The organism is Nakamurella endophytica (assembly GCF_014646215.1).
GTDB classification, from domain to species: domain Bacteria; phylum Actinomycetota; class Actinomycetes; order Mycobacteriales; family Nakamurellaceae; genus Nakamurella; species Nakamurella endophytica.
This window is the reverse complement of record NZ_BMNA01000002.1, coordinates 136,739-162,471: the sequence shown is the minus strand read 5'-3', so window position 1 is coordinate 162,471 and position 25,733 is coordinate 136,739. Positions and strand designations below refer to the sequence as shown.

The 25,733-nt window shown below is 76.1% G+C and carries 18 protein-coding genes and 1 pseudogene; 4 read left to right on the top strand and 15 right to left on the bottom strand.

Features of this window, described 5'->3' with window-relative positions; all coding sequences use genetic code 11:
• The first annotated feature begins 238 nt into the window (after positions 1-238).
• Entirely contained in the window at positions 239-1,609 is a 1,371-nt protein-coding gene (locus tag IEY37_RS04305; protein ID WP_229673835.1) for an amidase family protein, read from the top strand.
• Positions 1,610-1,673: 64 nt separating this feature from the next.
• Here the strand turns inward: IEY37_RS04305 and IEY37_RS04300 are convergent, their stop codons facing one another.
• A complete protein-coding gene (locus tag IEY37_RS04300; protein ID WP_188940302.1) occupies positions 1,674-4,364 on the bottom strand; it encodes a CHAT domain-containing protein in 2,691 nt (896 codons plus the stop codon).
• A 141-nt stretch (positions 4,365-4,505) separates the two neighbouring features.
• On the opposite strand from IEY37_RS04300, the gene IEY37_RS04295 reads away from it, so the two are divergent.
• Positions 4,506-5,525 carry an SMP-30/gluconolactonase/LRE family protein gene (locus IEY37_RS04295; protein WP_188940301.1) on the top strand — a complete coding sequence of 340 codons (1,020 nt, stop codon included), beginning with the start codon at positions 4,506-4,508 and terminating at the stop codon, positions 5,523-5,525.
• 38 nt (positions 5,526-5,563) lie between these two features.
• Here the strand turns inward: IEY37_RS04295 and IEY37_RS04290 are convergent, their stop codons facing one another.
• The 9 genes and pseudogenes from IEY37_RS04290 to arc all read right to left on the bottom strand — a co-directional run bounded on the left by IEY37_RS04290 (position 5,564) and on the right by arc (position 16,142).
• Positions 5,564-6,082, bottom strand: a complete 519-nt coding sequence (locus IEY37_RS04290; protein WP_188940300.1) for a carboxypeptidase regulatory-like domain-containing protein — start codon at positions 6,080-6,082, stop codon at positions 5,564-5,566.
• On the bottom strand, positions 6,079-6,813 hold the full coding sequence (locus IEY37_RS04285; RefSeq protein WP_229673833.1) for an RNA polymerase sigma factor: 735 nt from the start codon (positions 6,811-6,813) through the stop codon (positions 6,079-6,081). The genes IEY37_RS04290 and IEY37_RS04285 overlap by 4 nt, the downstream gene beginning before the upstream one ends.
• The gene (locus IEY37_RS04280; protein WP_188940299.1) at positions 6,810-8,447 is read right to left on the bottom strand and encodes a S8 family peptidase; all 1,638 of its coding nucleotides are present in this window, start codon (positions 8,445-8,447) and stop codon (positions 6,810-6,812) included. The genes IEY37_RS04285 and IEY37_RS04280 overlap by 4 nt, the downstream gene beginning before the upstream one ends.
• Before the next feature lie 164 nt (positions 8,448-8,611).
• The gene (locus IEY37_RS04275) at positions 8,612-10,105 is read right to left on the bottom strand and encodes a S8 family serine peptidase (protein ID WP_229673831.1); all 1,494 of its coding nucleotides are present in this window, start codon (positions 10,103-10,105) and stop codon (positions 8,612-8,614) included.
• Between the two features lie 436 nt (positions 10,106-10,541).
• Positions 10,542-11,324 (bottom strand): annotated as a pseudogene (prcA, locus tag IEY37_RS04270) (proteasome subunit alpha); the annotation flags it as partial.
• A gap of 153 nt (positions 11,325-11,477) precedes the next feature.
• Positions 11,478-12,338 carry a proteasome subunit beta gene (gene prcB / locus IEY37_RS04265; RefSeq protein ID WP_229673829.1) on the bottom strand — a complete coding sequence of 287 codons (861 nt, stop codon included), beginning with the start codon at positions 12,336-12,338 and terminating at the stop codon, positions 11,478-11,480.
• Positions 12,335-12,529 carry a ubiquitin-like protein Pup gene (locus tag IEY37_RS04260; RefSeq protein WP_188940296.1) on the bottom strand — a complete coding sequence of 65 codons (195 nt, stop codon included), beginning with the start codon at positions 12,527-12,529 and terminating at the stop codon, positions 12,335-12,337. Before IEY37_RS04260 ends, prcB begins: the two co-directional genes overlap by 4 nt.
• 90 nt (positions 12,530-12,619) lie before the next feature.
• Complete coding sequence (dop, locus tag IEY37_RS04255) at positions 12,620-14,128, bottom strand: depupylase/deamidase Dop (protein ID WP_188940799.1); 1,509 nt, start codon at positions 14,126-14,128, stop codon at positions 12,620-12,622.
• A 205-nt stretch (positions 14,129-14,333) separates the two neighbouring features.
• Entirely contained in the window at positions 14,334-16,142 is a 1,809-nt protein-coding gene (arc, locus tag IEY37_RS04250; RefSeq protein ID WP_188940295.1) for a proteasome ATPase, read from the bottom strand.
• A gap of 420 nt (positions 16,143-16,562) precedes the next feature.
• Here arc and IEY37_RS21880 point away from each other — a divergent pair, with 420 nt between their 5' ends.
• Positions 16,563-17,702 (top strand): hypothetical protein, encoded by a 1,140-nt coding sequence (locus IEY37_RS21880; RefSeq protein WP_229673818.1) that lies wholly within the window; start codon positions 16,563-16,565, stop codon positions 17,700-17,702.
• Positions 17,703-17,805: 103 nt separating this feature from the next.
• Here IEY37_RS21880 and IEY37_RS04240 read toward each other — a convergent pair whose 3' ends face one another.
• From IEY37_RS04240 to IEY37_RS04230, 3 genes are all read right to left on the bottom strand, one after another.
• Positions 17,806-18,630: a tRNA (adenine-N1)-methyltransferase gene (locus IEY37_RS04240; RefSeq protein ID WP_229674057.1), complete on the bottom strand. Its 825-nt coding sequence runs from the start codon at positions 18,628-18,630 to the stop codon at positions 17,806-17,808.
• 311 nt (positions 18,631-18,941) lie between these two features.
• On the bottom strand, positions 18,942-20,129 hold the full coding sequence (locus tag IEY37_RS04235; RefSeq protein ID WP_188940293.1) for a site-2 protease family protein: 1,188 nt from the start codon (positions 20,127-20,129) through the stop codon (positions 18,942-18,944).
• A gap of 121 nt (positions 20,130-20,250) precedes the next feature.
• Positions 20,251-22,026, bottom strand: coding sequence for an alpha-keto acid decarboxylase family protein (locus tag IEY37_RS04230; protein ID WP_188940292.1), 1,776 nt, complete (start codon positions 22,024-22,026; stop codon positions 20,251-20,253).
• Positions 22,027-22,264: 238 nt separating this feature from the next.
• On the opposite strand from IEY37_RS04230, the gene IEY37_RS04225 reads away from it, so the two are divergent.
• Complete coding sequence (locus tag IEY37_RS04225) at positions 22,265-22,996, top strand: VIT1/CCC1 transporter family protein (protein WP_188940798.1); 732 nt, start codon at positions 22,265-22,267, stop codon at positions 22,994-22,996.
• Positions 22,997-23,085: 89 nt separating this feature from the next.
• Here IEY37_RS04225 and IEY37_RS04220 read toward each other — a convergent pair whose 3' ends face one another.
• A complete protein-coding gene (locus IEY37_RS04220; RefSeq protein WP_188940291.1) occupies positions 23,086-25,416 on the bottom strand; it encodes a heavy metal translocating P-type ATPase in 2,331 nt (776 codons plus the stop codon).
• Positions 25,417-25,463: 47 nt separating this feature from the next.
• Entirely contained in the window at positions 25,464-25,718 is a 255-nt protein-coding gene (locus IEY37_RS04215; protein WP_188940290.1) for a heavy-metal-associated domain-containing protein, read from the bottom strand.
• Positions 25,719-25,733 lie beyond the last annotated feature (15 nt).

Sequence of the window (25,733 nt, the reverse complement as noted above, 5' to 3'; positions counted from 1 at the left end):
CGGGCTGATGTCGACGACGCTAGGGACGGCGGGACCGGCGGCCCATCCCGTGTTCCAGGGGGTGCCCGGGGCGGTTCCCGGAGTGTGGCCTGGACCGGTTCGCGCGGTGCCCGGACCGCCGGCGCCGGGCAGGCCACCGGTTCGCAAGCTGACCGCTGGTCCGCGGGCTGGCCGCCGGTCGGCGGGTGGACGAGGATGGCGGTCGGCACGGGCGGTCTGTCGGGCGGAGGTGGGCGTCGTGACGGATCCGGTCCGGAGCAGCGCCGCGGAGATCGCTGCGGCCGTCCGTGGCGGCCGGCTCTCCAGCCGCGAGGCGACCCTGGCGCTGCTCGAGCGGATCGAGCGGGTCGATCCCGCGCTCGGGGCCGTCGTCGAGGTGGACCGGGACGGGGCGCTGGCGGCCGCGGACCGGGCCGACGCCGTGCCGCCGGCCGACCGGACCGGCGCGCTGCACGGCGTGCCCGTCACCGTGAAGGAGGCGATCCCGGTCGCCGGGCTGCGCAGCACCTGGGGCGAGCCGGCCTTCGCCGGGGCGGTGTCGCCGGCCGACGCCGAGGTGGTCCGCCGGCTGCGGCTCGCCGGGGCCGTGGTGCTCGGCACGACGAACGTCGCGCAGCTGCTCGCGGACTTCGGGGCGACCGCCAACCCGGTGTACGGCCGGACGTCGAACCCGTGGGACCTGCGGCGGTCGCCGGGCGGGTCCAGCGGCGGCGCGGCCGCGGCGGTGGCGGCGGGCCTGTCCGCGCTCGACGTGGGGTCGGACCTGGTCGGGTCCGTCCGGATCCCGGCGGCACTGTGCGGTGTGTACGGGCTGCGCCCCTCGGCGGGCACCGTGCCGCTGCTGGGCTTCGCGCCGCCGGGCGTGCCGTTCGCCCAGCTGCCGCTGGACGACCTGGCGACGCTGGGCCCGCTCACCCGGACGGCCGGCGACCTGCGACTGGCGCTGCGGGTCGTCGGCGGCCCGGCACACGCTCCCGACGAGGGCTGGACACCGGCGCCGCCGCGGCACCGGCGGCTGCCGGACTTCCGGGTCCGGTTCGTGCTCGACGACCCGGCCGCCCCGGTCGAACCGGAGGTCGGTGCCGTGCTGTCCGACCTGGTGGACCGGCTCGCCGCCGCGGGCGTCGCGGTCCGCGCCGGCTGGCCGGACGGCGCCGACCCGCGCCGGGACGGTGCGACGCTGCAGACGCTGCTCGGCGCCTACTTCGCGGTGCGCACCGGCGGCGAGGTCGATGCGGCCGAGCTGGCCGCCGCCGAGCGGCGCCGCGCGGAGCTGCGGGCCGCCTGGGACCGCGCGTTCACGGACGCCGACGTGGTGCTGTGCCCGGCGACGGTGGCGACCGCACCGCTGCACGACGACCGCCCGCCCGCCGGGCGCACGCTCGCCGGCGCCGCCGGGCCGCGGCCGGCCACCGACCTGGCGGCCTGGGTGGTGATTGCCACGCTGACCGGAGTTCCTGCTGTCGTCGCGCCCGCCGGCGCCACCGGTGGGCTGCCGGTCGGCGTGCAGATCCTCGGCCCCCGGTCGGAGGACGACACCGCCGTCACGTTCGCCGAGCTGCTCGCGGGCGTCGCCGGCGGCTACCGGTCGCCACCGGACCCCGGGTAGCGTCCGCCGGCGCCGGCGGACGGACACCGTGGTGCGCCGGGGCCCTGCGGCGGGCCGCGGGACGTCAGCTGCCGGCGCCGAACAGGCTGAACGGAGCGGCCACGCCGTCCGGGTCGGCCGGGTCGCCCACCGCGGCCACGGCCTGCGCCAGGGCGGCCGCCGGACCGGCGCCGTCCAGCAACCGGGCGTGGTACTCGGCCATGACAGCGGCGGCCACCCCGTCCGACACCCGGCTGACCGCTGTCACCACGGTCGACACGCCGCTGCGGAGCAGGGCGGCGGCCAGGCCCAGCGGTTCCCCGCCGGGCCGGAAGGCGCTGCGGCCGACGTCGCAGCAGGACAGCACCACCTGGTCCGGGAGGGACGGATTGGGTGCGATGTCGTAGGCGTACAGCGGTCCGTCGGCCAGCAGCACGGACGAGAACAGCGGGCTCTCGGGTTCGTGCCGGCCGTGCGCGGCCACGTGCAGCACGCCGCCCACCGGCACCTGCGCCAGCACCGCCTCGCCGGTGGCCGCGTCGCCGGCCAGCAGGCCGGCGCCGGCATGCAGCTGCGCGACGCGCTCGGCTTCCTCGACACCGTGCGGCACCTCCGGCCCGGCGACCGACAGCACGCCGCGCAGGTGGGCGCGCGCGGGACGCCCGGCACCGGCCATGGCGGCGGTGACCGACGAGCTCACCGACACCGGGCAGCCGGCCAGTGACGGCAGCAGCGTCCACGGCAGGGTGGCCAGCTCGCCGACCGCCGCCACCAGCAGCGGCCCGCCGGTGAACCGGTCGCGCAGCGGCTGCACCAGCTCCAGGTCCAGCCGCCGCAGCTCGGCCGCCGCGGACGCGCGGGCGACCCGGCGGATCGGCGGCGGCACCCGCCCGGCGGCGAGCATGTCCAGGTCGGCCACCAGCCGGCGGTGCCGCTGCGGATCACCCGGCCACGGACCGAGCCGGCGGAAGTCGGCCCGGCGGGCGGTGACCGTCAGCGCGAAGACCGCACCCTCGCCCGTCACGTAGGCCACCACTGTGGGATCCGTCGGGTCGGCGGCCAGCAGCCGCTGCACCGCGGCCAGCGTCACCGGGCGGCGGACCGCACCGCTGCCGGCCACGATCCAGGACCGCGCGCGCACCCGGCGTCGCAGCTCGGCCACCCGCCGGTCCAGGTCGGGGTCCGGTCCGGCGCCGAGAGCGGCCTCGCGGGCCTGGTTGGTGGCCTGCCGCAGAGCGCCCAGCAGCTCGGCGAGCTCCGGGTCCGCCGGCGGCGTGACGGCCGCGAGCCGGGTGCTCGCCGCCCGGCTGCGCTCCAGCCACTGCAGGATCCTGGCCGGCGACCCGGTGCCGACGGCCAGCCGGAGCCCGGTCCGGGCGAGCAGCCGGCCGTGGACGGCCGAGCCGGACTGCAGGTCCTGCGAGCCGAAGCGGGCCTGGAAGTCGGCGAGCTCGTCGAGGCCGGCGCGCAGCTGGGCGAGGGCGCCGTGGATGTCGTCGCGGGCGGCGGCCAGCCGTCCCCGGACCAGGCGCCGGTGCAGAGTCAGGGCCAGCGTCGGGCGTGCGGCCGCCGCGTCCGCCCCCGCCAGCCGGTCCGCCGCCGCGGGCACGTCCCCGCGGTCCAGCGCGGCCTCGGCGGCGAGCAGCCGGGCGTGCGCCGCCTCCTCGGCGAAGCCGGCGGCGAGCAGCCGGTCGGCCAGGTCCGCGGCGGCCGGGCCGTCGGCGGGCGCGGGGTCCCGGCCGCGGAGCCCGGCGGGCGAGGGGTCCCGGCCGCGGCGGCCGGTGAGCGCGGGGTCGCGGCCGTGGACGCCGGGGGTCGGCGGAGCCGAGCCGGACTGCGCCGGTGCGCCGCCGCCCGGCCGGCCGGCGGCGTCGGGCGGCAGCAGCGACGGCAGCCGCAGCACCGAGTAGTCGGCCAGCAGAGCGGCGACCTGGTTGCCGACCTGCCGGTACACGGTGCCGGCACGTCGTGCCTCGCGGCGCCCGCCGGCCAGGTCACCGGTGAGCGCGCGCAGCTCGGCGGACACCAGCAGGGCGTCCGCCAGCTCCGTCCTGGCCCGGTTCCGGGTGAAGTCGGCCAGCGCCAGGTCGAGGAACTCGCGGGCCTCCGTCTGCAGGCCGGCGGCGAGCAGCACGCGGGCCCGGTCCAGCGCCGGGATGCCGACGTAGCTCTCCGGCGCCGCCCGCTGCGCCAGTTCCATGTCGGCCAGGGCCCGCGGGATGTCACCGGCCAGGTACTGGACGTAGCCCAGGTTGTGGCGGCTCATCAGCGCCGGGCCCCGGTCGTCGAAACCCTCGGCCAGCTCGGCGGCGCGCTGGGTGTCCCGGGCGGCGTCCGCCAGGTGTCCGGCCTGCATGTGCAACAACCCGCGGTTGACCGACGCGGCCCAGCGCGTCACGGCGTCCGCATCGGGAGCCCCGTCGATCACCCGGGAGAACGAGGCCAGAGCGTCCGCGGACCGGCCCAGCCGGAACTCCAGGAGTCCGCGGGCACCGTCGACCACGCCGTCCCGGGCGCCGGGCCGGCGGCGCTCAGCGTCGTCGAACAGCCGGAATGCCTCGTCGACCCGGCCGGTGTCGGCGTGGCAGGTGCCGAGGACGACCTGGATCCGGACGCGGACGTCCGCCACCTCGGGGTGGTCGCCGAGCTGCCGCAGGGCCCGCTCGCCGATGCGGACCGCCGCGGTCAACCGCCCGGCGTTGGCGGCCTGCCGGATGTCGGCGAGCAGGCCGGCCGCGCGCTCGGCCGGGACGTCGTCCGGGCGGCGGGTGGGCACCCGGACATCTTCACAGCGCCGGCGCGGTCGGGACAGGCCCGCGCCGCAGGGACCGGCGGTGAACCGCCGCGACCGTCCGGTCGTTGTCCGTGGTGAGCGCCGTCACACGGCGGTGACACGGAACGGACGGGGAGGTCTCGGGTGCGCGGGGTGCGGGGTGCGGTACGGGCGGTCCTGGCGGTGGCGACGAGCGGGCTGCTGCTCACGGGCGGCGGCGTGGCCCTCGCCGCGCCGGCGGTGCACGGAGGTCAGGAGCACGGGCACGGGCAGGACCAGGAGCAGGGGCGGCACGGCGGGTGGCCGGACGTCGTCGCGCTCCCGGACGGCTTCCAACCGGAGGGCATCTCCATCGGCCGCGGCACGTCCTTCTACGTGGGGTCGGTGGCCACCGGGGCGATCTACCGCGGCGACCTGCGCACCGGCCGGGGCGCGGTACTGGTGCCCGGCGCCGCCGGCCGCGCCGCCACCGGCACCGAGGTGGACGCCCGGAATCGGCTCTGGGTGTCCGGGGCCGGCACCGGGACCGGGACCGTGTACGACGCCCGCACCGGTGCCCTGCTGCGCAGCTACCGGTTCGTCGCCGACCCGGCCGCGACGCCGACCTTCGTCAACGACGTCGTGGTCACCCGCGACGCCGCCTACTTCACCGACTCGCTGCGCGCCGTCCTGTACGTCGTGCCGATCGGCCGGGGCGGCGCCCTGGGTACCGCGCGCACGCTGCCGCTGCACGGCGACCTGGTGCTGCAGCCGGGCTTCAACCTGAACGGCATCGAGGCGTCGCCGGACGGCCGCACCCTGCTGGCGGTGCAGTCGAACACCGGACTGCTGCTGCGGATCTCGCCGGCGACCGGGCAGGCGCAGCGTGTCGACCTCGGTGGCGTGCTGCTGACGGACGGCGACGGCCTGCTGCGGCAGGGCCGCGACGTGCTCTACGTGGTGCAGAACCAGCTGAACCGAATCGCGGTGCTCGTCCTGGACCCGGCGTACCGGTCGGGTCGGCTGGTCAGCACGCTGACCGATCCGGACTTCGCCGTGCCGACGACGATCGCGCGGCGAGGTGGCTCGCTGTACGCGGTCAACGCCCGCTTCGGCACCCCGCCGACCCCGGACACCGCCTACACCGTCGTGCGGGTGGACGCGGTGGGCCACCGGGGACGCTGATCCGCGGGCCGTCCCGCGCGGGCCCGCCGGCCGGTCCGCTACAGCTGCACGGCCGGGGTGACGACCGGCAGCCGCACCGCCGGGTCGGATTCGTCCGTCGGGTGCAGCACCAGCTGAGCGGGACCGGTGGGGACGCCGTCGAGGACGAACCGGCCGTCGGCGTCGCACTGGCCCTGCACGGTCCGCTCGCCGCCGCGCAGCTCGACCCGCAGGTGCGCGCCGGGCGCCGCCCAGCCGTCGAGCCGGACGGTGCCGTCCGCGTTCCGCTCCACGGCGACCATCACCGTCAGGTGCTCGCTGGAGAACGTGATCCGGCGGGCGTGCTCGACCGGCTGGTCCGCGCCGCGGGTACCGGCCAGGCTGCTCTCGGACTCGATCAGCCGGGCCATCTCGGCGTCGAGGTCGGTGGCCCCGAGGGCCAGCAGCACCATGTCCGGCAGCATGGCCGGCATGGGGTCCAGGGCGTCGTGGATGGCGACGATCCCGGCCAGCAGCTCCAGGTCTCGGCGGTCCATCGGCGCCGCGGCGCCGGCCGGCACGTCCGGTGTTCCGGTCATCTCCACTCCTCGCCCTGCAGGCGTGCCCGCAACTTGTCCAGACAGCGCCCGCGCGTCGGTCCGATGGAGCCGATCGGCATGCCGGTGCTCCGCGCGATCGCGGCGTAGTCCGGCCGCGGGGCGAACGCGATGACCGCCAGCAGCTGCCGGCAGCGCTCGGACAGCTGCCCCACGTGCTCCCACAGCCGCCGCTGCTCGTCCGTCAGCACCGCACTGGCCTCGGCGGAGGGTTCGCGCGGCAGGTCCAGGTCGGTCGGCTCGGCCGCGGTGCGCTGCGCCGACACCGCACGGTCCCGCCAGGCCTGCCGGCGCAGCGTCACGGTGAGCCAGCGGACGACGGCCAGCGGGTCCGAGATCGTGGCCCCGCGACGGACCAGCGCGACGAACGCCTGCTGGACGCTGTCCTCGGCCTCCGCCGGGGACAGGCCGCACTGCCGGGCGGTGTGCCAGAGCAGCGGGCTGACCAGCCTCACCAGCCGGTCGATGCCGCCCGCGACGCCGTTGCGGTAGTCGGTGAACGCCGCGGCCGCCTGCACGACGAGGTCGCCGACGTCGCCGCTGCGGCGTTGCGCCGGCACCGGCGTCCCGGTGGCGCTGCGGGCGTGGTCGCTGCCGGGCTGCCCGGAGGCGTCGGTGGGCGCGGGGCCCGCGGCACCCGGACGGTCGGTTTCCCCGGCCGGGCCCGGCGCGGCGGCCGGCCCGGCCGGGTCCAGGGTGGGCGGGACGGTCACCGGGTCTCCTCCTCGCCGGACGCCGCGGCGGCGGCGAGCGGCACGAGCGCCCGCCACTGCGTGCGGGCGGCGGCGTCCTGGGTGTCGAGCGGCAGGCCGGAGCGGGCCAGCGCCGCCAGGTAGCGGCCGGCGAGCACCGGTGCGGCGAAGCTGGTGCCGCTCCAGGTGCCGAAGCCGCTGGAGTAGTCGTCGGGGTCGATGGTGCCGCGGTACGCCTCGAACGGCCCCGGGAAGCGGTCGTCGGCCTGCCCGCCGCCCTGCTGGGTGACCGGCACCGTGGACACCACGTTGGCGCCCGGCGCGCGGCCGCGGACCCACGCCCCGTCGTTGGAGAACAAGGCGTCGGAACCGTCGGGGTTCTCGGCCGCGACCGCGACGACGCAGTCCAGGCCACGGGTGTCCCCGGGACCGGTCGCGGCGAAGGCGGCCGGGAACATCGGCGTGCGGCTGCTGTCGTTGCCGGCCGCGGCGAACACCGTGACACCCGACTCGCCCAGTGCCGCCAGCAGCACCTTGATGCCGGCCGTGTAGTCCAGGTCCGCGCCGGTCTCGGCGTAGTAGCCGAGCGAGAGCACCAGGGCGTGGACGGGGAACGGCGGGTCCTGGCGGACCCGGACCGCCACGCCGAGCAGGGCGGCCGCGAGCTCGGTCTCCGGCACGGTCCCGTCGACGCCCATCACCCGCACCGCGACGATCTCCGCGGACGGGCAGGTCTGCCGGAGCAGCCCGGCGATGAAGGTGCCGTGGCCGGCGTGGCTGCCGAGCAGCCCGGTCATCGGGTCCGGGACCGCGCCCGCCGCCTCCGGGTCGGTGTCGACCGCGGCCGGGTCGTCGACGTCGACGCCGACCGGGTCGCCGCCGGCCAGCAGCAGCCGGTCCTGCACCGGCACGGCGTCGAACCAGGGGTGCCGGCCGACCCCGGTGTCCAGCACGACGACCCGCGGCGACGCCTCGCCCGGCAGCGCGCGCGGCGGGTCCAGGACCACCGTCACCGGGCCGTGGCCGCCCGACCCGGCCTGCACATACGTGGCCACCCCGGAGCTGAACCCGCGTGCGGAGAACGGGCTGCCCTGCACCAGTGCCATCCCGCGGGCGGGGAACGGGTTGCCGCTGACCAGGGCGGACGAGATCATCAGATGGTCGAGCCCGACGGCGGCGGCGAGCCGCTCGTCGGTGCTGCGCAGCCGCAGCAGCAGCGGCCAGACGTCCACCGGGACGCGGGGGCCGGGGTCGTCGGTCAGGTCGCCGATCTGCACGCCGAACACCAGCGGGAGCCCCAGCTGGTCGGCGGCGGTGAGCAGCCGGGCCAGGCGCGCCTCGGCCTCGTCGACCGGTTCCCGGGCCGGCTCGCCGATGAGGTCCAAGGGGCTGCGCACGACGCCCAGCCGCCGGCCGTCACCGGTGCCGGACAGCCCGGCGCCGACCGAGGCGACCAGCTCGCGGGCCTCGACCAGGCTGCGGGCGGTGACCACCAGCCGGTCGGTGACGTAGCTGGTGGTCGCGGGCGGCGTGCCGTCGGGCAGCCGGTGCGCAGTGACGGGGTCCAGGACGCGGGCGTCGTACCGGACGTACGGGTCCGCGGGCGTGCCCTCCGCGGAGGGCCGGCGTCCGGGGGTCTCGCCGGGCTCGGTCATGGTGTCCTCTCGGTCCCGCTGTCGGCGTGGATGCCTGCGCCGGCGCCGCCGTCCCGGGCGGCCGGCCGGCCGGGGCGACGGCTCCGCCGCGCACCGCCGCCACGCCCGCCGGCCGCGACATCCGCGCTGGTCGGGAGGCGAGCGGGGGCCGCGTGGGAGGCATGCTAGTGGTCCGGCACCCTGTCGGAGGCGTCGTCGGCCGCGCTGATACGTGCGCCCGCCGGACCGCTCGTCCGTCGCACGGTGCGACCCAGCGGCACCAGCGCCCGGCGGGCCGGCGCGGAGCCGGGCGACCCGGCGTCGAGCAGCCGGTTCAGGTAGCGGGCGGCCAGCACCGGGGCGGCGAACGACGTCCCGCTCCACGACGCCCAGCCGGACCCGAAGTCGTCGGCGTCGCCGCTGCTGCGGGGCCGGCCGCGGACCCCGCGGGCGCGGACGGCCGGGCGGGCGGCGCCGGCCATCCCGACGGGTGCGGTCGACACCAGCCCGACGCCGCGTTCCTCGGCGTTGACCCACGGCCCGTCGTTGGAGAACGCGGCCACCCGGCCGCCGGCGGTCAACGCCGCCACCGCGGCGAGCGGGACGACGTCCGGCTCGGCGAACTCCGGGTCGTCGGCCAGCGCGGCCGGGAACGACTCCGCCCGGGTGGCGTCGTTGCCGGCGGCGCAGAAGACGGCCACGCCGGCCCGCGCCAGCCGGAGCAGGTGCCCCTTCAACGCGGACGTGTAGGCGCGGTCGTGCCGGCTCTCCGAGTAGTAGCCCAGCGACAGCACCAGCGCGTCCGCCCAGCCCGGGACGGCCTCCTGCAGGTCGGCCAGGTCGGCGACCGCGCCGGTCAGCACGTCCTCGGCGACCAGCCCGTCCGCGCCCATCAGGGCCAGCGCCACGATCTCGGCGTCCGGGCAGACCTGCCGCAGCAGGCCGGCGACGAAGGTGCCGTGCCCGGCGTGGGTGCCCAGGGTGCCCAGCAGCGGCTGCGGCACGTCGCCGGCGCCATCCGCCGGCCGCACCGGCCCGGGGTCCAGCTGCGGGCCGATGCGGCGGCCGCCGGGCAGCTCGACCTCGGTCACCGCCGGGTCCGCCAGGAACCACGGGTGTCGACCGATCCCGGTGTCCAGCACGACGACGCGCGGGCGCCGCCCGCCGGCCCGCCGGGGACGGGGCGCCGGCAGGGTGACCGGGCCGCGGCCGGGGAAGCTCTGCGCGTACCGGTCCAGGCCCGGCCGGCCGTGGTCGACCGCCAAGGGGTTGCCGCCCGGCTGCTCCGGCACGGACAGCAGGTGGTTCAGGGTCAGCGCAGCGGCCAGCTCGGCGTCCCTGGCCTGCACGTCGCGCAGCAGCCGCCAGGCGTCCGGGCCGGTGGCACCTGGGCGGCGGGGCCGCAGCTCCAGCCGGGCGCCGCTGATGGACGGCTCGACGTCCGGCAGCAGGTCCGCCACCAGCGCGTCGAACCGCGCCCGCAGCCGGGTGAAGCCGGCGCCGAGCAACAGGGTGTCCGGGCGGTAGGCGGTGGCCAGCCGGACGCCGCCGTCGCCGGACGAGTGGTGGTGCCGCGGGTCCAGCAGGCACGCGCCGTGCCGCCGCAACAGTGCCGCCCGGTCGGCCGTGCCGGGCGGGCCGGGCGGGCCCCCTCTGCCCACTGTGCCGGCCGGGCCCACTGTCCCCACTGTCCCCACGATGCCGGCCGCCGTCACCGGGCTGTCCCCCCTGCACGCACGGCGGTCAGGAGGGGGTGGGTGCGGCGTCCTGATACCCGTCCGGGCCGGGGATGCGGGGCCGCCGGTGGCGTGCCAACGGCGCGGCGATCCGCGACGACCGAAGGCATCGCCGGACCCTGCATGGCCGTCAGGCGGTCGGGTCGTCCCCGCCAGGGACTGCGCGACCCGGGCCGTGACCGTCCTCGCCGCCGTCCCGGTCCCTGTCGCCCGTGTCGCCCGTGTCGCCCGGGCCGCCGCCGTCCTCGCCGGTCCCGGCGGCGGTGTCGGTCACCGTGTCGGTCACGGTCCCGGTGTCGGTCCCGGTGCCGGTGGCCGCCGAGCCGCCGTCCGCGCCGGCGCTGCGGCCCTCGTCGGAACCGGCCGGCAGGCCGGGGCCCTCGCTGTCGTCCGGCCGGTCGGCGGCGGCGACCGTCTCGTGGGTGACCGGCTCGCCGTCGAGCAGCCCGGCCAGCACCGCACCGGTCAGCCGGCGGAAGGTCCGGCCGGGCAGCGTCCGGTCCAGCACCGCGACCTCGAGCTGTGCCGGGCGCAGTTCCCGGGAGGTGCCGTCCCCGCCGGCGCCGAGCGCGTCGACCGCCGCCCGCAGCGCGTCCCGCAGGTCCCACCCGACCTGGAAGGTGCGGCCCAGGGCCGCCGCGACCGGCTCGGTCGCGCCGCCCATCACGACGAACTGCGGCTCGTCCACGATGGACCCGTCGTAGGCGATCCGGTACAGCTGGTCGCGGGGCGCCGCCCCCGAGGTGCTGTCCGCCGCCGAGCGGGTGCCGCCGTCCCTGGCCACCTCGGCCACGCACAGCTCGACCTCGAACGGCTTCTGGTGCTCCGAGAAGATCGAACCGAGCGTCTGCGCGTAGGCGTTGGCCAGCCACCGACCGGTCACGTCACGGCGGTCGTAGGAGTAGCCGCGGACGTCGGCCAGCCGGATGCCCGCCGTGCGCAGGTTCTCGAACTCGTTGTAGCGGCCGACGGCGGCGAACCCGATCCGGTCGTAGATCTCGCTGACCTTGTGCAGCGTCGGCGAGTGGTTCTCGGCGACGAACAGCACACCACCCGAGTACGGGGTGACGACGACGCTGCGTCCGCGGCCGATGCCCTTGCGGGCGTACTCCGACCGGTCCCGCATGAACTGCTCGGGGGAGGCGTAGACGGGCATCGTCACGGCGGGCGGGACCTCTCGGATCGGTGGTCGTGGTGCGGGTGCGGCGGGGGCCGGCTCGACGGGTCCGCGGGTCCGGTCCGCCGCGTCGACGGCGTGCGGCCCCTGGTCTGCCCGGGACCGCCGTGCGGTCGGAAGGGCCGGAGCCGGATGGGATCAGCCGCCGGGGTGGAGCATGCGGCCGGCCACCACGGCCTCGGCGACCGCGCCGACGGCCTGGTCGGACCAGCGGACGGCACCGGCGGCGGTCACTGCGACCACCACCGGGAAGATCCGCCGGGTCAGGTCGGGACCGCCGGTGGCGGAGTCGTCGTCGGCAGCGTCGTACAGCGCCTCGACCGCGGCGCGCACCGCGGACGCCAGGTCGGCGGACGCCTGGTACCGCTTCTTCAGGGCGGACCGGGCGAACATCGACCCGGACCCCACCGAGTAGTAGTCGTGCTCCTCGTACCGGCCGCCGGCGACGTCGTAGGAGAAGATGCGGCCGCCACCGGGACCGGCGTGGCCGGCGTCCGCGCCCGGCGCGATGCCGTCCGCCTCCACCCCGGCGAAGAGCGGCACCACGGCCAGACCCTGCAGCGCCGCGCCGAGGTTGCCGCGGATCATCGACGCCAGCCGGTTGGCCTTGCCGTCCAGCGAGAGCCGGACACCCTCGATCTTCTCGTAGTGCTCGAGCTCCAGCTGGAACAGCCGCACCATCTCTACCGCGATCCCGGCGGTGCCGGCGATGCCGACGACCGAGTGCGAGTCGGCGACGAAGACCTTCTCGATGTCCCGCTGCGCGATCAGGTTGCCCATCGTGGCGCGCCGGTCACCTGCCATCACGACGCCGTCCGCGCAGGTCAGCGCGACGATCGTGGTGCCGTGCGGCAGCGGCGCGGCACCGGTGCCCTGGCCGGGCAGCAGGTGCGGCTCGGCGCGGGCCAGGAAGTCGGCGAACGAACCGGTGCCCGGCGTCAGGTAGGCCGCGGGCACCGCCGAGACCGGCCAGCCACCGAGGTCCGGACGACCGGTCACTGGCCGCCCTTCTGCACGTACGACCGGACGAAGTCCTCCGCGTTGGACTCCAGCACACCGTCGATCTCGTCGAGGATGTCGTCGGTCTCCGACGCCAGCTTTTCGCGACGCTCCTGGCCCGCCGCGTCCGCGCCGCCGGTCTCGTCACCCCCGTCGCCGCCGCCCTGCCGGGAGGTCTGCTCCTGCGCCATCTGCCACTCCCATCGACCGGACCCGGTGCGCCCGTGTCCCCGGTGCCGACCTTACCCAGTGGGACGCCGCGGCCCGGGCGCTCCGGCGGCTCAGGGACGCGCGGTCAGCGCGTCGACCAGTTCCGCGGCCTCGGCGGAGGCGTCCAGCAGCGCGCCGACGTGCGCCTTGGTGCCACGGGACGGGTCCATGGTCGGGATGCGCACCAGCGACTCGCGGCCCACGTCGAAGATCACCGAGTCCCAGGACGCCGCGGCCAGCCGCTCGGGGTACTGGGACACGCAGCGGCCGCGGAAGTACGCACGGGTGTCCTCGGGCGGGGACACCATGGCCGCCCGCACGGCGTCCTCGGTGACCAGTCGCTGCATGGACCCGCGGGCCACCAGCCGGTTGTACAGCCCCCGGTCCAGCCGCACGTCCGAGTACTGCAGGTCGACCAGCGCCAGCCGCGGCGCCCCCCACGACAGGCCGTCCCGGGACCGGAAGCCCTCCAGCAGCCGCAGCTTCGCCGGCCAGTCGAGCACCCCGGCCAGCTCCATCGGGTCGCGGGCAAGGGCGTCGAGCACGTCGAGCCACCGCTGCAGCACGTCGCGGGTCTGGTCGTCGGCGTCGTCGCCGTACCGGTCGGCGACGAAGGCCGCGGCGGACTCCGCGTACGCCCGCTGGATGTCCAGGCCGGTGAGCTGGCGGCCGTCGGCCAGCGGCACGGTCACCGCCAGGCCGGGGTCGTGGGAGATCTGGTGCACCGCGGACACCGGGTGCTGAAGGTCGACGCCGGGCAGCGGCCAGCCGGCCTCGATCATGCTCAGCACCAGCGCCGTGGTGCCCACCTTGAGATAGGTGGCCGTCTCGGCCAGGTTGGCGTCACCGATGATGACGTGCAGCCGCCGCCAGCGGTCCGCGTCGGCGTGCGGCTCGTCCCGGGTGTTGATCAGGCCGCGCTTGAGGGTGGTCTCCAGGCCCACCTCGACCTCGATGTAGTCCGACCGCTGGGCCAGCTGGAACCCCGGCGTCTGGCCGTTGGTGCCGATGCCCACGCGGCCGGACCCGGCGAAGACCTGCCGGGACGCGAAGAACGGCAGCAGTCCGGCGATCAGCGACGGGAACGGCGTCTCACGCCGGCAGAGGTAGTTCTCGTGGGTGCCGTAGGAGGCCCCCTTGCCGTCGGTGTTGTTCTTGTACAGCTGGAGCGGCTTGGCGCCGGGCACGGCGGTGGCCAGCGTCGCCGCCGTCTCCATCACCCGCTCCCCCGCCTTGTCGAACAGCACGGCGTCGAGCGGGTTGGTCACCTCGGGCGCGGAGAACTCGGGGTGCGCGTGGTCGACGTACAGCCGTGCCCCGTCGGACAGGATGACGTTGGCGGCGCCGATGTCGTCGATGTCCGGGTCGCCGGCGCCGAACAGTGCCGACAGGTCGTAGCCGCGGGCGTCGCGCAGCGGCGACTCGACCTCGTAGTCCCAGCGCGGCCGGCGTGCCCGCGGCGCGGCGACGGAGGCGGCGTAGGCGAGCACGACCTGGGTGGACGACACCACGGGGTTGGCTCCCGGGTCGCCGGGGACGGAGATCCCGTACTCCACCTCGGTGCCCATGATCCGCCGCACGCTCATGGTTCCGACAGTAGTGGCGCCCCGGGAGTGCGGGGACCGCCGGTCACCGCTCCGGACGCCGGGCGCGGGACCGGCACCGGCTGTGCGCGCACCGGGGTCCGACGACCGTCCCGTCCGGCGCCGCCGCCGGGATGCCGTCGGAGGGACGGCATCCCGGCGGTCACCGGCGGGGACGCCGGGCCGGGTGGTGGGGCGGCGGCTACAGGTACTGGCCGGTGTTCGACGCGGTGTCGATCGCCCGCGAACCCTCGGACTGCTTGCCGGACACCAGGGTGCGGATGTAGACGATCCGCTCCCCCTTCTTGCCCGAGATGCGCGCCCAGTCGTCCGGGTTGGTGGTGTTGGGCAGGTCCTCGTTCTCGGCGAACTCGTCGACGATGGCGTCCAGCAGGTGGGACACCCGCAGGCCGGACGGCGCGCCGGCGGCCGGCTCGGCGCCACGGTTCTCGATGCGCTCCTTGATCGCCGCCTTCTTGGCGCGGTCGACGATGTTCTGGATCATCGCGCCCGAGTTGAAGTCCTTGAAGTACAGGACCTCCTTGTCCCCGTTGGCGTAGGTCACCTCGAGGAACCGGTTCTCGTCCGACTCGGCGTACATCCGCTCGACCGTGTGCTGGATCATCGCCTGCACCGTCGCGGACCGGTCGCCGCCGAACTCGGCGAGGTCCTCCGAGTGGATCGGCAGCTCCGGCGTCAGGTACTTGGAGAAGATGTCCCGCGCCGCCTCGGCGTCCGGCCGCTCGATCTTGATCTTCACGTCCAGCCGGCCGGGCCGCAGGATGGCCGGGTCGATCATGTCCTCGCGGTTGGACGCCCCGATGACGATGACGTTCTCGAGCCCCTCGACGCCGTCGATCTCCGACAGCAGCTGCGGCACGATCGTCGTCTCGACGTCCGAGCTGACCCCGGTGCCGCGGGTCCGGAAGACCGAGTCCATCTCGTCGAAGAACACGATGACCGGGGTGCCGTCCGACGCCTTCTCGCGGGCGCGCTGGAAGATCAGCCGGATCGTCCGTTCCGTCTCGCCGACGTACTTGTTGAGCAGCTCCGGGCCCTTGATGTTGAGGAAGTAGCTCGTCACGTGCTCCTCGCCGCGGGCCACCGCCACCTGCTTGGCGAGCGAGTTGGCGACGGCCTTGGCGATCAAGGTCTTACCGCAGCCGGGCGGCCCGTAGAGCAGCACACCCTTGGGCGGCCGCAGCGCGAACTCGCGGAACAGGTCGGCGTGCAGGAACGGCAGCTCGACGGCGTCCCGAATCTGCTCGATCTGCCGGGTCAGGCCGCCGATGTCGTGGTACGAGACGTCCGGCACCTCCTCCAGCACCAGATCCTCGACCTCGGCCTTGGGCACCCGCTCGTAGGCGTAGCCGGCCTTGGTGTCCACCAGCAGCGAGTCACCGGGCTTGAGGGCGACGTCGAGGAGCGGAGCGGCCAGGTGCACGACGCGCTCCTCGTCGGCGTGGCCGACCACCAGCGCACGGTCCTCGCCGAGAACCTCGCGCAGCGCGCAGACCTCGCCCACGACCTCGAAGGAGCCACCCTCGACGACGGTCAACGCCTCGTTCAGGCGGATCTGCTGGCCGCGGCGCAGTTCGGTGACGTCGACGGACGGCGACGCGGTGAGCCGCATGCGCCGGCCGCCGGTGAACACCTCGGCGGTGTTCTCCGGGCCGGCTGCGAGGAACACGCCGTAGCCGCTCGGCGGCTGCGCCAGCCGGTCGACCTCTTCCTTGAGCTGCAGCAGCTGGGCCCGCGCCTCGCGCAGCGTCACCACCAGCTTCTCGTTGCGCTCGGTCAGCGCGCCGATGCGGTTGGCGGACTCGGTCAGCTGCCGCTCCAGCGGGCGGGTGTCGGTCGGTGCCACCGCGATCCTGCGGCGCAGCTGGGCGATCTCCTCCTGCAGCACGCGGATCTGCGTGAGCAGCGCGGCCTGACGGCCCTCCCCCGTGCCGTCACCCGATGCCGGCTGACCCCAGGTCTGCCCGGCGCCGGGACCTGCGTCTGTCACATCGGCCTCCCCAGATGTTCGACGTGTCACCAACCCTACCTGCGCACCCCGACAGCCCCCGGGGACGACGCCGCAGCATGCGCGGGGTGTCCCACGGCACGGGCGGACACCGCCGGCGGACCCGGGACGCCTCCCGGAGCGCCCGCCAGCACCATGCCGCGGGCGCCCCGGGTCGCGCCCCGCGACCCGGCCGGGCGGCGTCCTGGGATCGCCCGCGCCCGACGGGGCGGACGGAGCGCGGACCGCACGCGGATGCCGGCGTCGCGGACCGCCGCCCGCCGGGGCGGGACCGTGCCGGGACCGGCGCGCCATCCGGGTGACCGGACCGGATTGCGCGACGGTGGAACCGGACGGACGCTCGGCGGGTCGGAGCATCGGCGGCAACCCGCCCGCCGGTCCCGGACGAGAACGGATGAGCAGATGAGTGGACCCTGGTCCGACTTCGGCCGGTCGGACGACCCCGCGCGACACGAGGGCGCCGAGGGCGGCCAGCCGAGCGGTGGCGGTCAGCCCTACGGCCCACCGACCTACGGCGGGAGCGACCCCGGCCACGGCCAGCAGCCCTACGGGCAGCCCAGGTACGGACCGGACCCCGGGCAGCCGCCCTACGGACAACCGGGTTACGGCCAGCCCGGCTACGGACAACCCGGCTACGGACAACCCGGCTACGGACAACCCGGCTACGGACAACCCGGCTACGGCCAGCCCGGCTACGGCCAGCCCGGCTACGGCCAGCCGGGCTACGGCCAGCCCGGGTACGGCCCGCCGCCATACGGCTCCGGGTACGGCCAGCCGGGCTACGGCGGACCGGGCACCACCCCGCCGAACCGACGGGGACCGCAGCCGTGGATCTGGGTGGCCCTGGCCGCGGTGGTCGTCGTGGTGGCCGCGGTGGTCACCGTCGTGCTGGTCACCCGCAAGAGCGACGACCAGGCGTCCGGCCCGGTGGTCACCACGACGTCCACCTCGCCGTCGACCTCGATCCGGCCGTTCCCCGGCGACACCACCGGCTCGGACGCCACCCCGACCACCGGCTCCAGCACGGACAGCACGGAGGTCACCGAGACGACGGAGGTCACCGAGACCACCGGCGCCACCGAGACGACCGAGGTGACCGACACCTCGGACACCACGGACGTCACCGAGACCACCGAGACCACCGACGTCACGGAGACGTCCCGGACCACCGACACTGTCACCACGTCCGACACCGTCACCACGGGGCAGAGCAGCACCACGTCCGACGACACCTCGGTCCCGTCGACCCAGACCGGGGAGGCGGCCGCGGCCGCGCGCAGCGTGGCGACGCGCTGGATCGACGCCCTCAACGACCAGGACCTGGCCGTCGCCAAGGCCAACTCCTGCCCTGCGGTGGCGAGCATGCTGACCGAGGAGTTCCTCGGCACGCTCCGCCCCAAGTCGCTGTCGCTGACCGCCGTCACCGTGTCCGGCAGCACCGGCCGGATGAGCTTCCGCTACCAGAAGAGAACCGACTCGACGACGCAGGACGACCGGCTGCCCCTGGTCCGGACGGGCGGCACCTGGAAGGTGTGCCGCTGAGCCCGGCCGCGGTCGGCGCCACCGGACGGTCCCTCACCGAACGCGGTGCCACCGGAGTGACGCCACCGGTGGCACCGCTGGGGCGCTGCGACGCGGTCGGGCCTCAGCGCCCGGTGGAGGTGGGGCGGCGCTGCGGCCGCGGCGCGGTGACGCCCGGCGCGAGCTTGCGTGCGCTGAGCAAGAAGGCCGTGTGCCCGATCATCCGGTGCTCCGGACGGACCGCCAGTCCCACCAGGTGCCAGGGCCGGTGCAGCGTCTCCCACGCGTCCGGCTCGGTGAATCCCCCGTGCTCCCGCAGTTCCTCGGCGATGCGGGACAGCTGGGTGGTGGTGGCCACGTACACGACGAGCACGCCGCCGGGCACCAGCGACCGGGCGACCGTGGGAAGCACGGACCACGGCTCCAGCATGTCGAGCACGATGCGGTCCACCTCGCCGTGGTGGTCCGCCATGTCGCCGACGACGAGCGTCCAGTTGTCCGGGTGCCCGCCGAAGAACCGCCGGACGTTCCGCTCGGCGTGGTCCGCGTGGTCCTGGCGGATCTCGTACGACAGCACGGAACCGGTCGGACCGACCGCGCGCAGCAGCGAGCAGGTCAACGCCCCGGAGCCGGCACCCGCCTCCAGCACGCGCGCGCCCGGGAAGACGTCACCCCAGTGCACGATCTGCGCGGCGTCCTTGGGATAGATGACCGCGGCGCCGCGCGGCATCGACAGCACGTAGTCGGTGAGCAGCGGGCGCAGTGCCAGGTACGGCGTCCCGCCGGCGGACGTCACGACGGAGCCCTCGGGGCTGCCCAGCAGGTCGTCGTGCGCCAGGGCACCGCGGTGGGTGTGGAAGGTCGCGCCCGGTTCGAGGACGACGGTGTAGTGCCGACCCTTCGCGTCGGTCAGCTGCACCCGGTCGCCCGGTCCGAACGTCCTGTCCACTGCGGATCCCGTCCCTGTCGTCGTTTCTGTCGCACCGCCAGCGGCGCCCGTGTCGCCGCCACCGGCGTCCGTGTCACCGCCACCGGCGTCCGTGTCACCGCCACCGGCGTCCGTGTCACCGCCACCGGCCTCCGTGTCACCGCCACCGGCGAGGTCGCCGTCCCTGTCACCCGCGGGACCGCTGTCCGAGCCGCCGCGATCGGTGCGGTCTAGGCGGTCGGTCCGGTCGGGGCTGCCCTCCCGGTCAGGGTCGGCCACGTCGATGCCGTCGTGCCCGGTGCGGTCGCCGTCGAGCTCGCCGTCGTCGATGGTCATCCCGATCCCGTCCCTGGCCACTCCCGGCCACCGGCCGACGGTGGGCCCGCCGCCGGGCCGGAGCGGCCGAGCACCCGGCGGGCGTCGTCGGCCGTCACCAGCCCGGTCGGCCGCCCGGAGTCGTCCACCAGCAGCAGGTCGACAGGGTGTCCCGCCGCGCCCCGCGCCGCCACCTCGGCCGGGTCGTCGTCGAGCAGCACCACCTGGTCGGGGGTGACCGGTCGGGCCAGCTCCCAGGCCGGCCGGCGGGGCGCCGTCGGCAGCGCGGCCACCGCCGCGGCCCGGTCCAGGATCCCGGCCACCACGCCGTCCTGACCGGTCAGGATGACGGCTCGGGAGCCGGCCGCCCGCAGCGCCAGCTCCAGCGGAACCTCCATCGGCAGCTCGACGACCGGGCGCGCGACGGCCGCCAGACCGCCGCCGGTCGACCAGCTCACCCCGCGGTCCTCGCGCTGCTCCCCGGCGGCGCCGACAGCGACGAACAGGGCGGTCGCGACCGCGATGCCGGCCTGCAGCGGCCCGGCCCGGCCCGGCTGCACCAGGGCGATGCCGGCCCACACCACCAGCGCCGCGGCCACCACGTACCCGCCCACCGAGGCGGCGACGGTGCCGGCGCGGCGCCGCCCGCTGAGCCGCCACACCCCCGCCCGCAGTACCCGGCCGCCGTCCAGGGGCAGCGCGGGCAGCACGTTGAAGACCGCCACGATCCCGTTGGCCAGTGCCAGCTCGACCAGCAGCAGCCACGTCACGGTGTGCGCCTGGACGCTGCCGGTGAGCAGGAAGAAGACCGCCGTGAGCACCGCGGACAGCCCCGGACCGGCCGCGGCGACGACCGCCTCCTCCCGCGGCGACACCGGGGCGCGGCCGAGCTCCGAGACCCCTCCCATCAGGTACAGCCGGACCTGCAGCACGGGGATGCCCAGCGACCGGGCGGCCAGGCAATGACCGAGCTCGTGCACCAGGACGCTCAGGCCCAGGAGAACCGCGAGCAACAGGGCCACCGCGACGGCGGCCGCGCCGCCCAGCCCGACCGACTGCTCGACGACCGGCGTCGCCAGCACACCGATCGCCAGCGCCGACAGCAGCCACGACCAGGACAGGAACAGCGGGATCCCGGCGACGCGGCCGATCGGCAGACCGCCGACCCCGCGTCGGCCGGGCATCGCCGAGCGAGCCGCCGTCACGCTCGCAGGGTAGAGGCAGCGGCCGACAGCGCGGCCCCGCCGCTCGGGCGGGGCACGGTGGCCGGGCCCACATCGGCCGCCGGGAGAGGTGCAGGACCGCGCGCAGGACCGTGGCGGGGGTTCATCGGCGGCTGTTCGCCAGGGCTGCCGCCTGCGCGATCGACGTCAACAGCGGCGGTACGTCCAGGGGCGGCACCGCGGCCTGGATGACGGTGACCGTGTCCGTCGATCCCTCGGCCGCTGCCAGCGCCTCCCGGAGCGCGCCGACCGTGGTGACCCGGCTGCTCCGGCTCGGTCGGCCGGGTCCGAAGAAGTCGCCCGCCCGCGACCAGTCCCAGCGCGGGATGTCGTTGTACGGCTGCTTCGGCCCGTGGATCGCCCGCTCGACGGTGTAACCGTCGTTGTCGACGACGAGCACCACGGCGGGCACCCCGAGCGCGAACAGCGTGCCCAGCTCCTGCACCGTCATCTGCGCGGCCCCGTCCCCGATCAGCAGCACGCCGCGACGACCGGGGGCGGCCAGCGTCGCCCCGAGCAGCGCCGGGAGGGTGTAGCCGATCGAGGCCCACAGCGGCTGGCCGAGGAAGGTGACGCCGCGGGGCAGTCGGTGGGTGGCCATGCCGTAGAACGACGTGCCCTGGTCGGCGAGCACGATGTCGCCGGTGCGCAGGGCCGCCGCGACGGTGTCCCAGAGCGTCTGCTGGCCGAGCGGCGCGGCGTCGGCCGCGTCGTCGTCCGTCGCCGTTCCGGCCGCCGGGGACCGGTGAGCGGTGGCATCGCCGCGGCCGGAGCCGCCGGTCGCCGGACCGCCCGTCGATCCGGTCGCCCCGGTGGCGGCGGGATCGCCGAGCTCCGCCGGGACGCGGCCACCGGCGATGGCCGTGACCAGCGGGACCAGCGCCTGCAGCGCGTCGACCAGCCGCAACGGCGCGAACAGCTCGTCCCCGACGCTGGACATCTCGGCGTCGATCTCCACGGTCCGGGCGCGGTCCAGGTGCTGGCTGAAGAAGCCGCTGTTCAGGTCGGTGAACTGCACGCCGGCCAGCACCGTGACGGCCGCGTCCTCGACGGTGCGCCGCGCGTCCTGGTCCCCGGCGGCCCCGCTGTAGACCCCGGCGAACAGCGGGTCGCTCTCGTCCAGCAGGCTCTTGCCCCACAGCGTCGTGGCGTAGCGCAGCCCACCCGCCGCCACCAGGTTCTCCAGCACGGACGTCGCGCCGAAGCGGTGCACGAGCAGCCCGCCGAGCACGGCGACCGGCCCGTCGGGGTGCGCGTCCAGCAGCCGGCCGGCCGCTTCGGTGAACCGGGACAGCACCTCCTGGTCCGTCTCCGGCGGAGCCGCCGGCAGCGGCGCGTCCGGCGGGTCGACCTCGGCGACGGCCACCTCGGCCGGCACCACCAGGTACCCCGGCAGTCGCTCGTCCCGGACGGTGCACAGCACCCGGTCGATCTCCGCCGTGGCGTCGTCCGGCGTCAGCGCGGCGCGGGCACAGGTCACCCCGGCGTGCATGTCCAGGAAATGGGTGAAGACGCCGTCGCCCAGCGAGTGGTGCACGATGCGCTGCGCCGCCTGGCTGCCGGTGGCCGGCGACCCGACGATCTCGACGAGCGGCACGTGCTCGGCGAAGGCGCCCGCCACGGCGTTCAGGGCGCTGAGCTCCCCGACGCCGAAGGTGGTCATGACGGCGCCGAGCCCGCGGATGCGGGCGTAGCCGTCGGCGGCGTACCCGGCGTTCAGCTCGTTGGCGCAGCCGGTCCACGCCACACCGGGATGGGCGACGACGTGGTCGAGCAGGGCGAGCGTGTAGTCGCCCGGTACCCCGAAGACGCGGTCGACGCCCAGCTCGTGCAGCCGGTCCAGGAGGTAGTCCGCAACGGTGTAGCCGGTCACTGCCATCCTCGCTGTCGGGTGCGCCGGCGCCCGCGGAACGGGCGTGCCGGCAGGACGGGCGACACCCGTGCCGGGGGCGCTCGGCGGCCAGTGTGCCGCATGCCCGGCGGCCGCACGGGCGAACCGCGGGCCGACCGGGGCACCGCGCGGTCCGCGGAGCCGGGCACACTGGTTGCCCGTGAACGTCGAACACCCGGCCTCCCGACCGCTGACACCCGGGTCGGCCGACGCCGTGGACCACCGGATGCACCGGGACACCGCTGTCCAGGAGGCCGCGCTGCGGTCCGGGTGGTCGCACCGGCACCGCGACGTCTCCGGCGGCTGGCTGCGACCCACCGTCTTCGGGGCGGTCGACGGTCTAGTCACCAACGCCTCGCTGATCGCCGGCGTCGGCGGCGGCGGGGGGACGACCCACGCCATCGTGCTGACCGGCCTCGCCGGCTTGGTGGCCGGCGCCTTCTCGATGGGCACCGGCGAGTACATCTCGGTCACCAATCAGAACGAGCTGGTGCACGCCGAGGTCGCCGTCGAGCGGCGCATGCACGAGCAGTTCCCCGAGGCCGAACGCGCCGAGCTGGCCGAGACGTTCCGCGGGTACGGCGCGGACCCGCAGGTGGCGGCGCAGATGGCGGAGGCGGTCTCCCGCGACCCCGTCATGGCGCTGCGGCTGCACACCCGGGACGAGCTGGGACTGGACCCGGACGACCTGCCGTCGGCGCTGCTCGCGGGACTCGCGTCGCTGTCGGCGTTCTCGGTCGGCGCCCTGCTGCCGCTGCTGCCCTACCTGGTCGGCTTCCCGAACCTGGTGGCCGCGCTGGCCATCGCGGCGGTCGCGCTGGTGGTGGGCGGCATGGTGGTCGGCCGGCTGACCGGCCGGCCGCTGCTGCGCGCCGGCGTGCGGCAACTGCTGCTCGGCGGTGTCGCGGTCGCCGTCACGTTCGTCGTCGGCCACCTCATCGGCGCCGTGCCGAGCTGACCCCGAGGTGGCTGCGTCCCCCGGCGTCCCCGGCGCCCACCGGCGCCCACCGGCGCCGGGGACGCAGCGGACGGGCAGCAGCCGACGGGTCAGCCGGCCGACGGCACGGCGGTCGACGTGCCACGGAAGCCGCGCAGCCGGAGGCTGTTGGTCACCACGAACACCGACGACAGCGCCATCGCCAGACCGGCGACGAGCGGGTTCAGCAGCCCGGCCACCGCGAGCGGGATGGCGGCCACGTTGTAGCCGAACGCCCAGAACAGGTTGCCCTTGATCGTCGCCAGGGTGCGGCGGGACAGCCGGAGGGCGTCGACCACCGCCCGGAGGTCGCCGCGGACCAGCGTCAGGTCGCTGGCCTGGATGGCGACGTCGGTGCCCTGCCCCATGGCGACGCCGAGATCCGCCGCCGCCAGCGCCGCCGCGTCGTTGACCCCGTCCCCGACCATCGCGACGACCCGGCCCTGCCGCTGCAGGTCGCGGACCCGGTCCAGCTTGCCCTCCGGCAGGACGCCGGCGACGACCTCGTCCACGCCGACCTCCCGCCCGACGGCCGCGGCGGCCCGCTCGTTGTCCCCGGTGAGCAGCACGGTGCGCAGCCCGGCCCGGCGGAGCCGGGCGACCGCGTCCGCGCTGGACGGCTTGACGGTGTCGGACACCTCGAGCAGGCCACGGCACCGGCCGTCCCAGCCGACGGCCACGACGGTGTGTCCGAGACGCTCGGCCGCGTCGGCGGCGGCTCGTAGATCGTCGCCTGCAGGGGCGCCCCAGCGGTCCGCGAGCCACCCGGGGCGCCCGGCGGCGACCGCGCGGCCGTCGACGACGCCGGTGACTCCCCGACCCGGCGCGGCGGTGAAGTCCGCGACGGCCGGCAGCGGCCCGGTGGCGGCGCGGGCGGCGGCCGCCACCGCCGCGGCGACGGGATGCTCGGACAGGTCCTCGACGGCTCCGGCCGTCCGCAGCACGTCGCCGGGGTCGGCGCCGGCCGCGGCGTGCACGGCGACGAGCTGCATGCGGCCGGTGGTGACGGTCCCCGTCTTGTCCAGCACGACGGTGTCGATTCGGCGCGACGATTCCAGCACCTGCGGGCCCTTGATGAGGATGCCGAGCTGCGCGCCCCGCCCGGTGCCGACGAGCAGCGCCGTCGGCGTGGCCAGACCCAGGGCGCAGGGGCAGGCGATGATCAGGACGGCGACGGCGGCGGTGAACGCCGCTTCCGCGCCCGCACCCAGGACCAGCCACCCCGCCAGCGTCAGCAGCGCGATCCCGAGGACCACCGGCACGAAGACGGCCGACACCCGGTCGGCCAGCCGCTGCACCGGCGCCTTGCCCGACTGCGCCTCCTCGACCATCCGGGCCATCTGGGCGAGCTGGGTGTCCGCACCGACCCGGGTGGCGGTGACCACCAACCGGCCGCCGGCATTGATGGTGGCGCCGACGACCGAGTCCCCGGGACCGATCTCGACGGGCACCGGCTCGCCGGTGAGCATGCTGGCGTCCACGGCCGACGACCCCTCGACCACCCGCCCGTCCGTGGCGACCTTCTCGCCAGGGCGGACCAGGAACCGGTCGCCGACCTGCAACTGCGACACCGGGACCCGCTGCTCGACGCCCTGCCGCAGCACGGCCACGTCCTTGGCGCCCATGTCCAGCAGTGCCCGCAACGCCGCCCCGGACCGTTTCCTGGCCCTGGCCTCGGCGTACCGGCCGGCCAGCAGGAAGACCGTGACGGCCGACGCCACCTCCAGGTAGATCTCCGGCGCACCGCCGTCCCGGGACGGCAGCAGCCGGAACGGCATGCGCATGCCCGGATCACCGGCCGGAGTGAGCAGGAGGGCGTAGAGCGACCACGCCAGGGCCGCGGTGACGCCCAGGCTGATCAAGGTGTCCATCGTCGCGGCCCCGTGCCGGGCGTTCCGCCAGGCGGCGCGGTGGAACGGCCAGGCACCCCAGACGGCGACCGGAGCGGCGAGCACCAGGGACGCCCACTGCCAGCCGGGGAACTGCAGCGCCGGCACCATCGCCAGCAGCAGGACGGGCAGGGCGAGAGCGGCGGACACCAAAAGGCGCCGCCGGAGCGAGGCGGCCGGCGCATCCTCCGTCCGGTCCGGCGCGTCGGTGACCCCGGTGCCGTCCCCGGTGGTCCCGACCGGAGCGGGCGGCTCGGGGAGCCGGGCGGTGTAACCGGTGGCCTCGACCGTGGCGACGGCGTCCGCCGCGGTGGTGCCCGGCGGGAGCTCCACCACGGCCTTCTCGGTGGCGTAGTTGACGGCGGCGTGCACGCCGGGCATCCGGTTGAGCTTCTTCTCGATCCTGGCGGCGCACGACGCGCAGGTCATGCCGCCGATCGCGAGCTCGACCCGGTCCGCCGGCGACGCCGCGACGCCGCCCGTGGTGTCGGGGGCGGGCGACGGGGCGGTCATGGCAGGTCTCCTCCGACGGGCGCCGCCGGTGGCGGCGGGCGGGTGGGTCAGCGCAGGGAACCGGGCACCAGCTGGTAGCCGGCCTCGTCGACGGCGACCCGCACGGCGTCCTCGGACACCGGTCGGTCGCCGGTGACCGTGACCCGCCCGGAGGGGAGGTCGACGTCGACGGCGGACACGCCCGGCACGCCGGCCGCCAGCTCCTCGGTCACCGCGGCGACGCAGTGGCTGCAGGTCATGCCCTCGACCTGGAAGGTCGCGGTGGCCGGCTGGACGCCGCCCGCGGTGTCGGTACTGGTCATGGGTCCTCGTCTCGA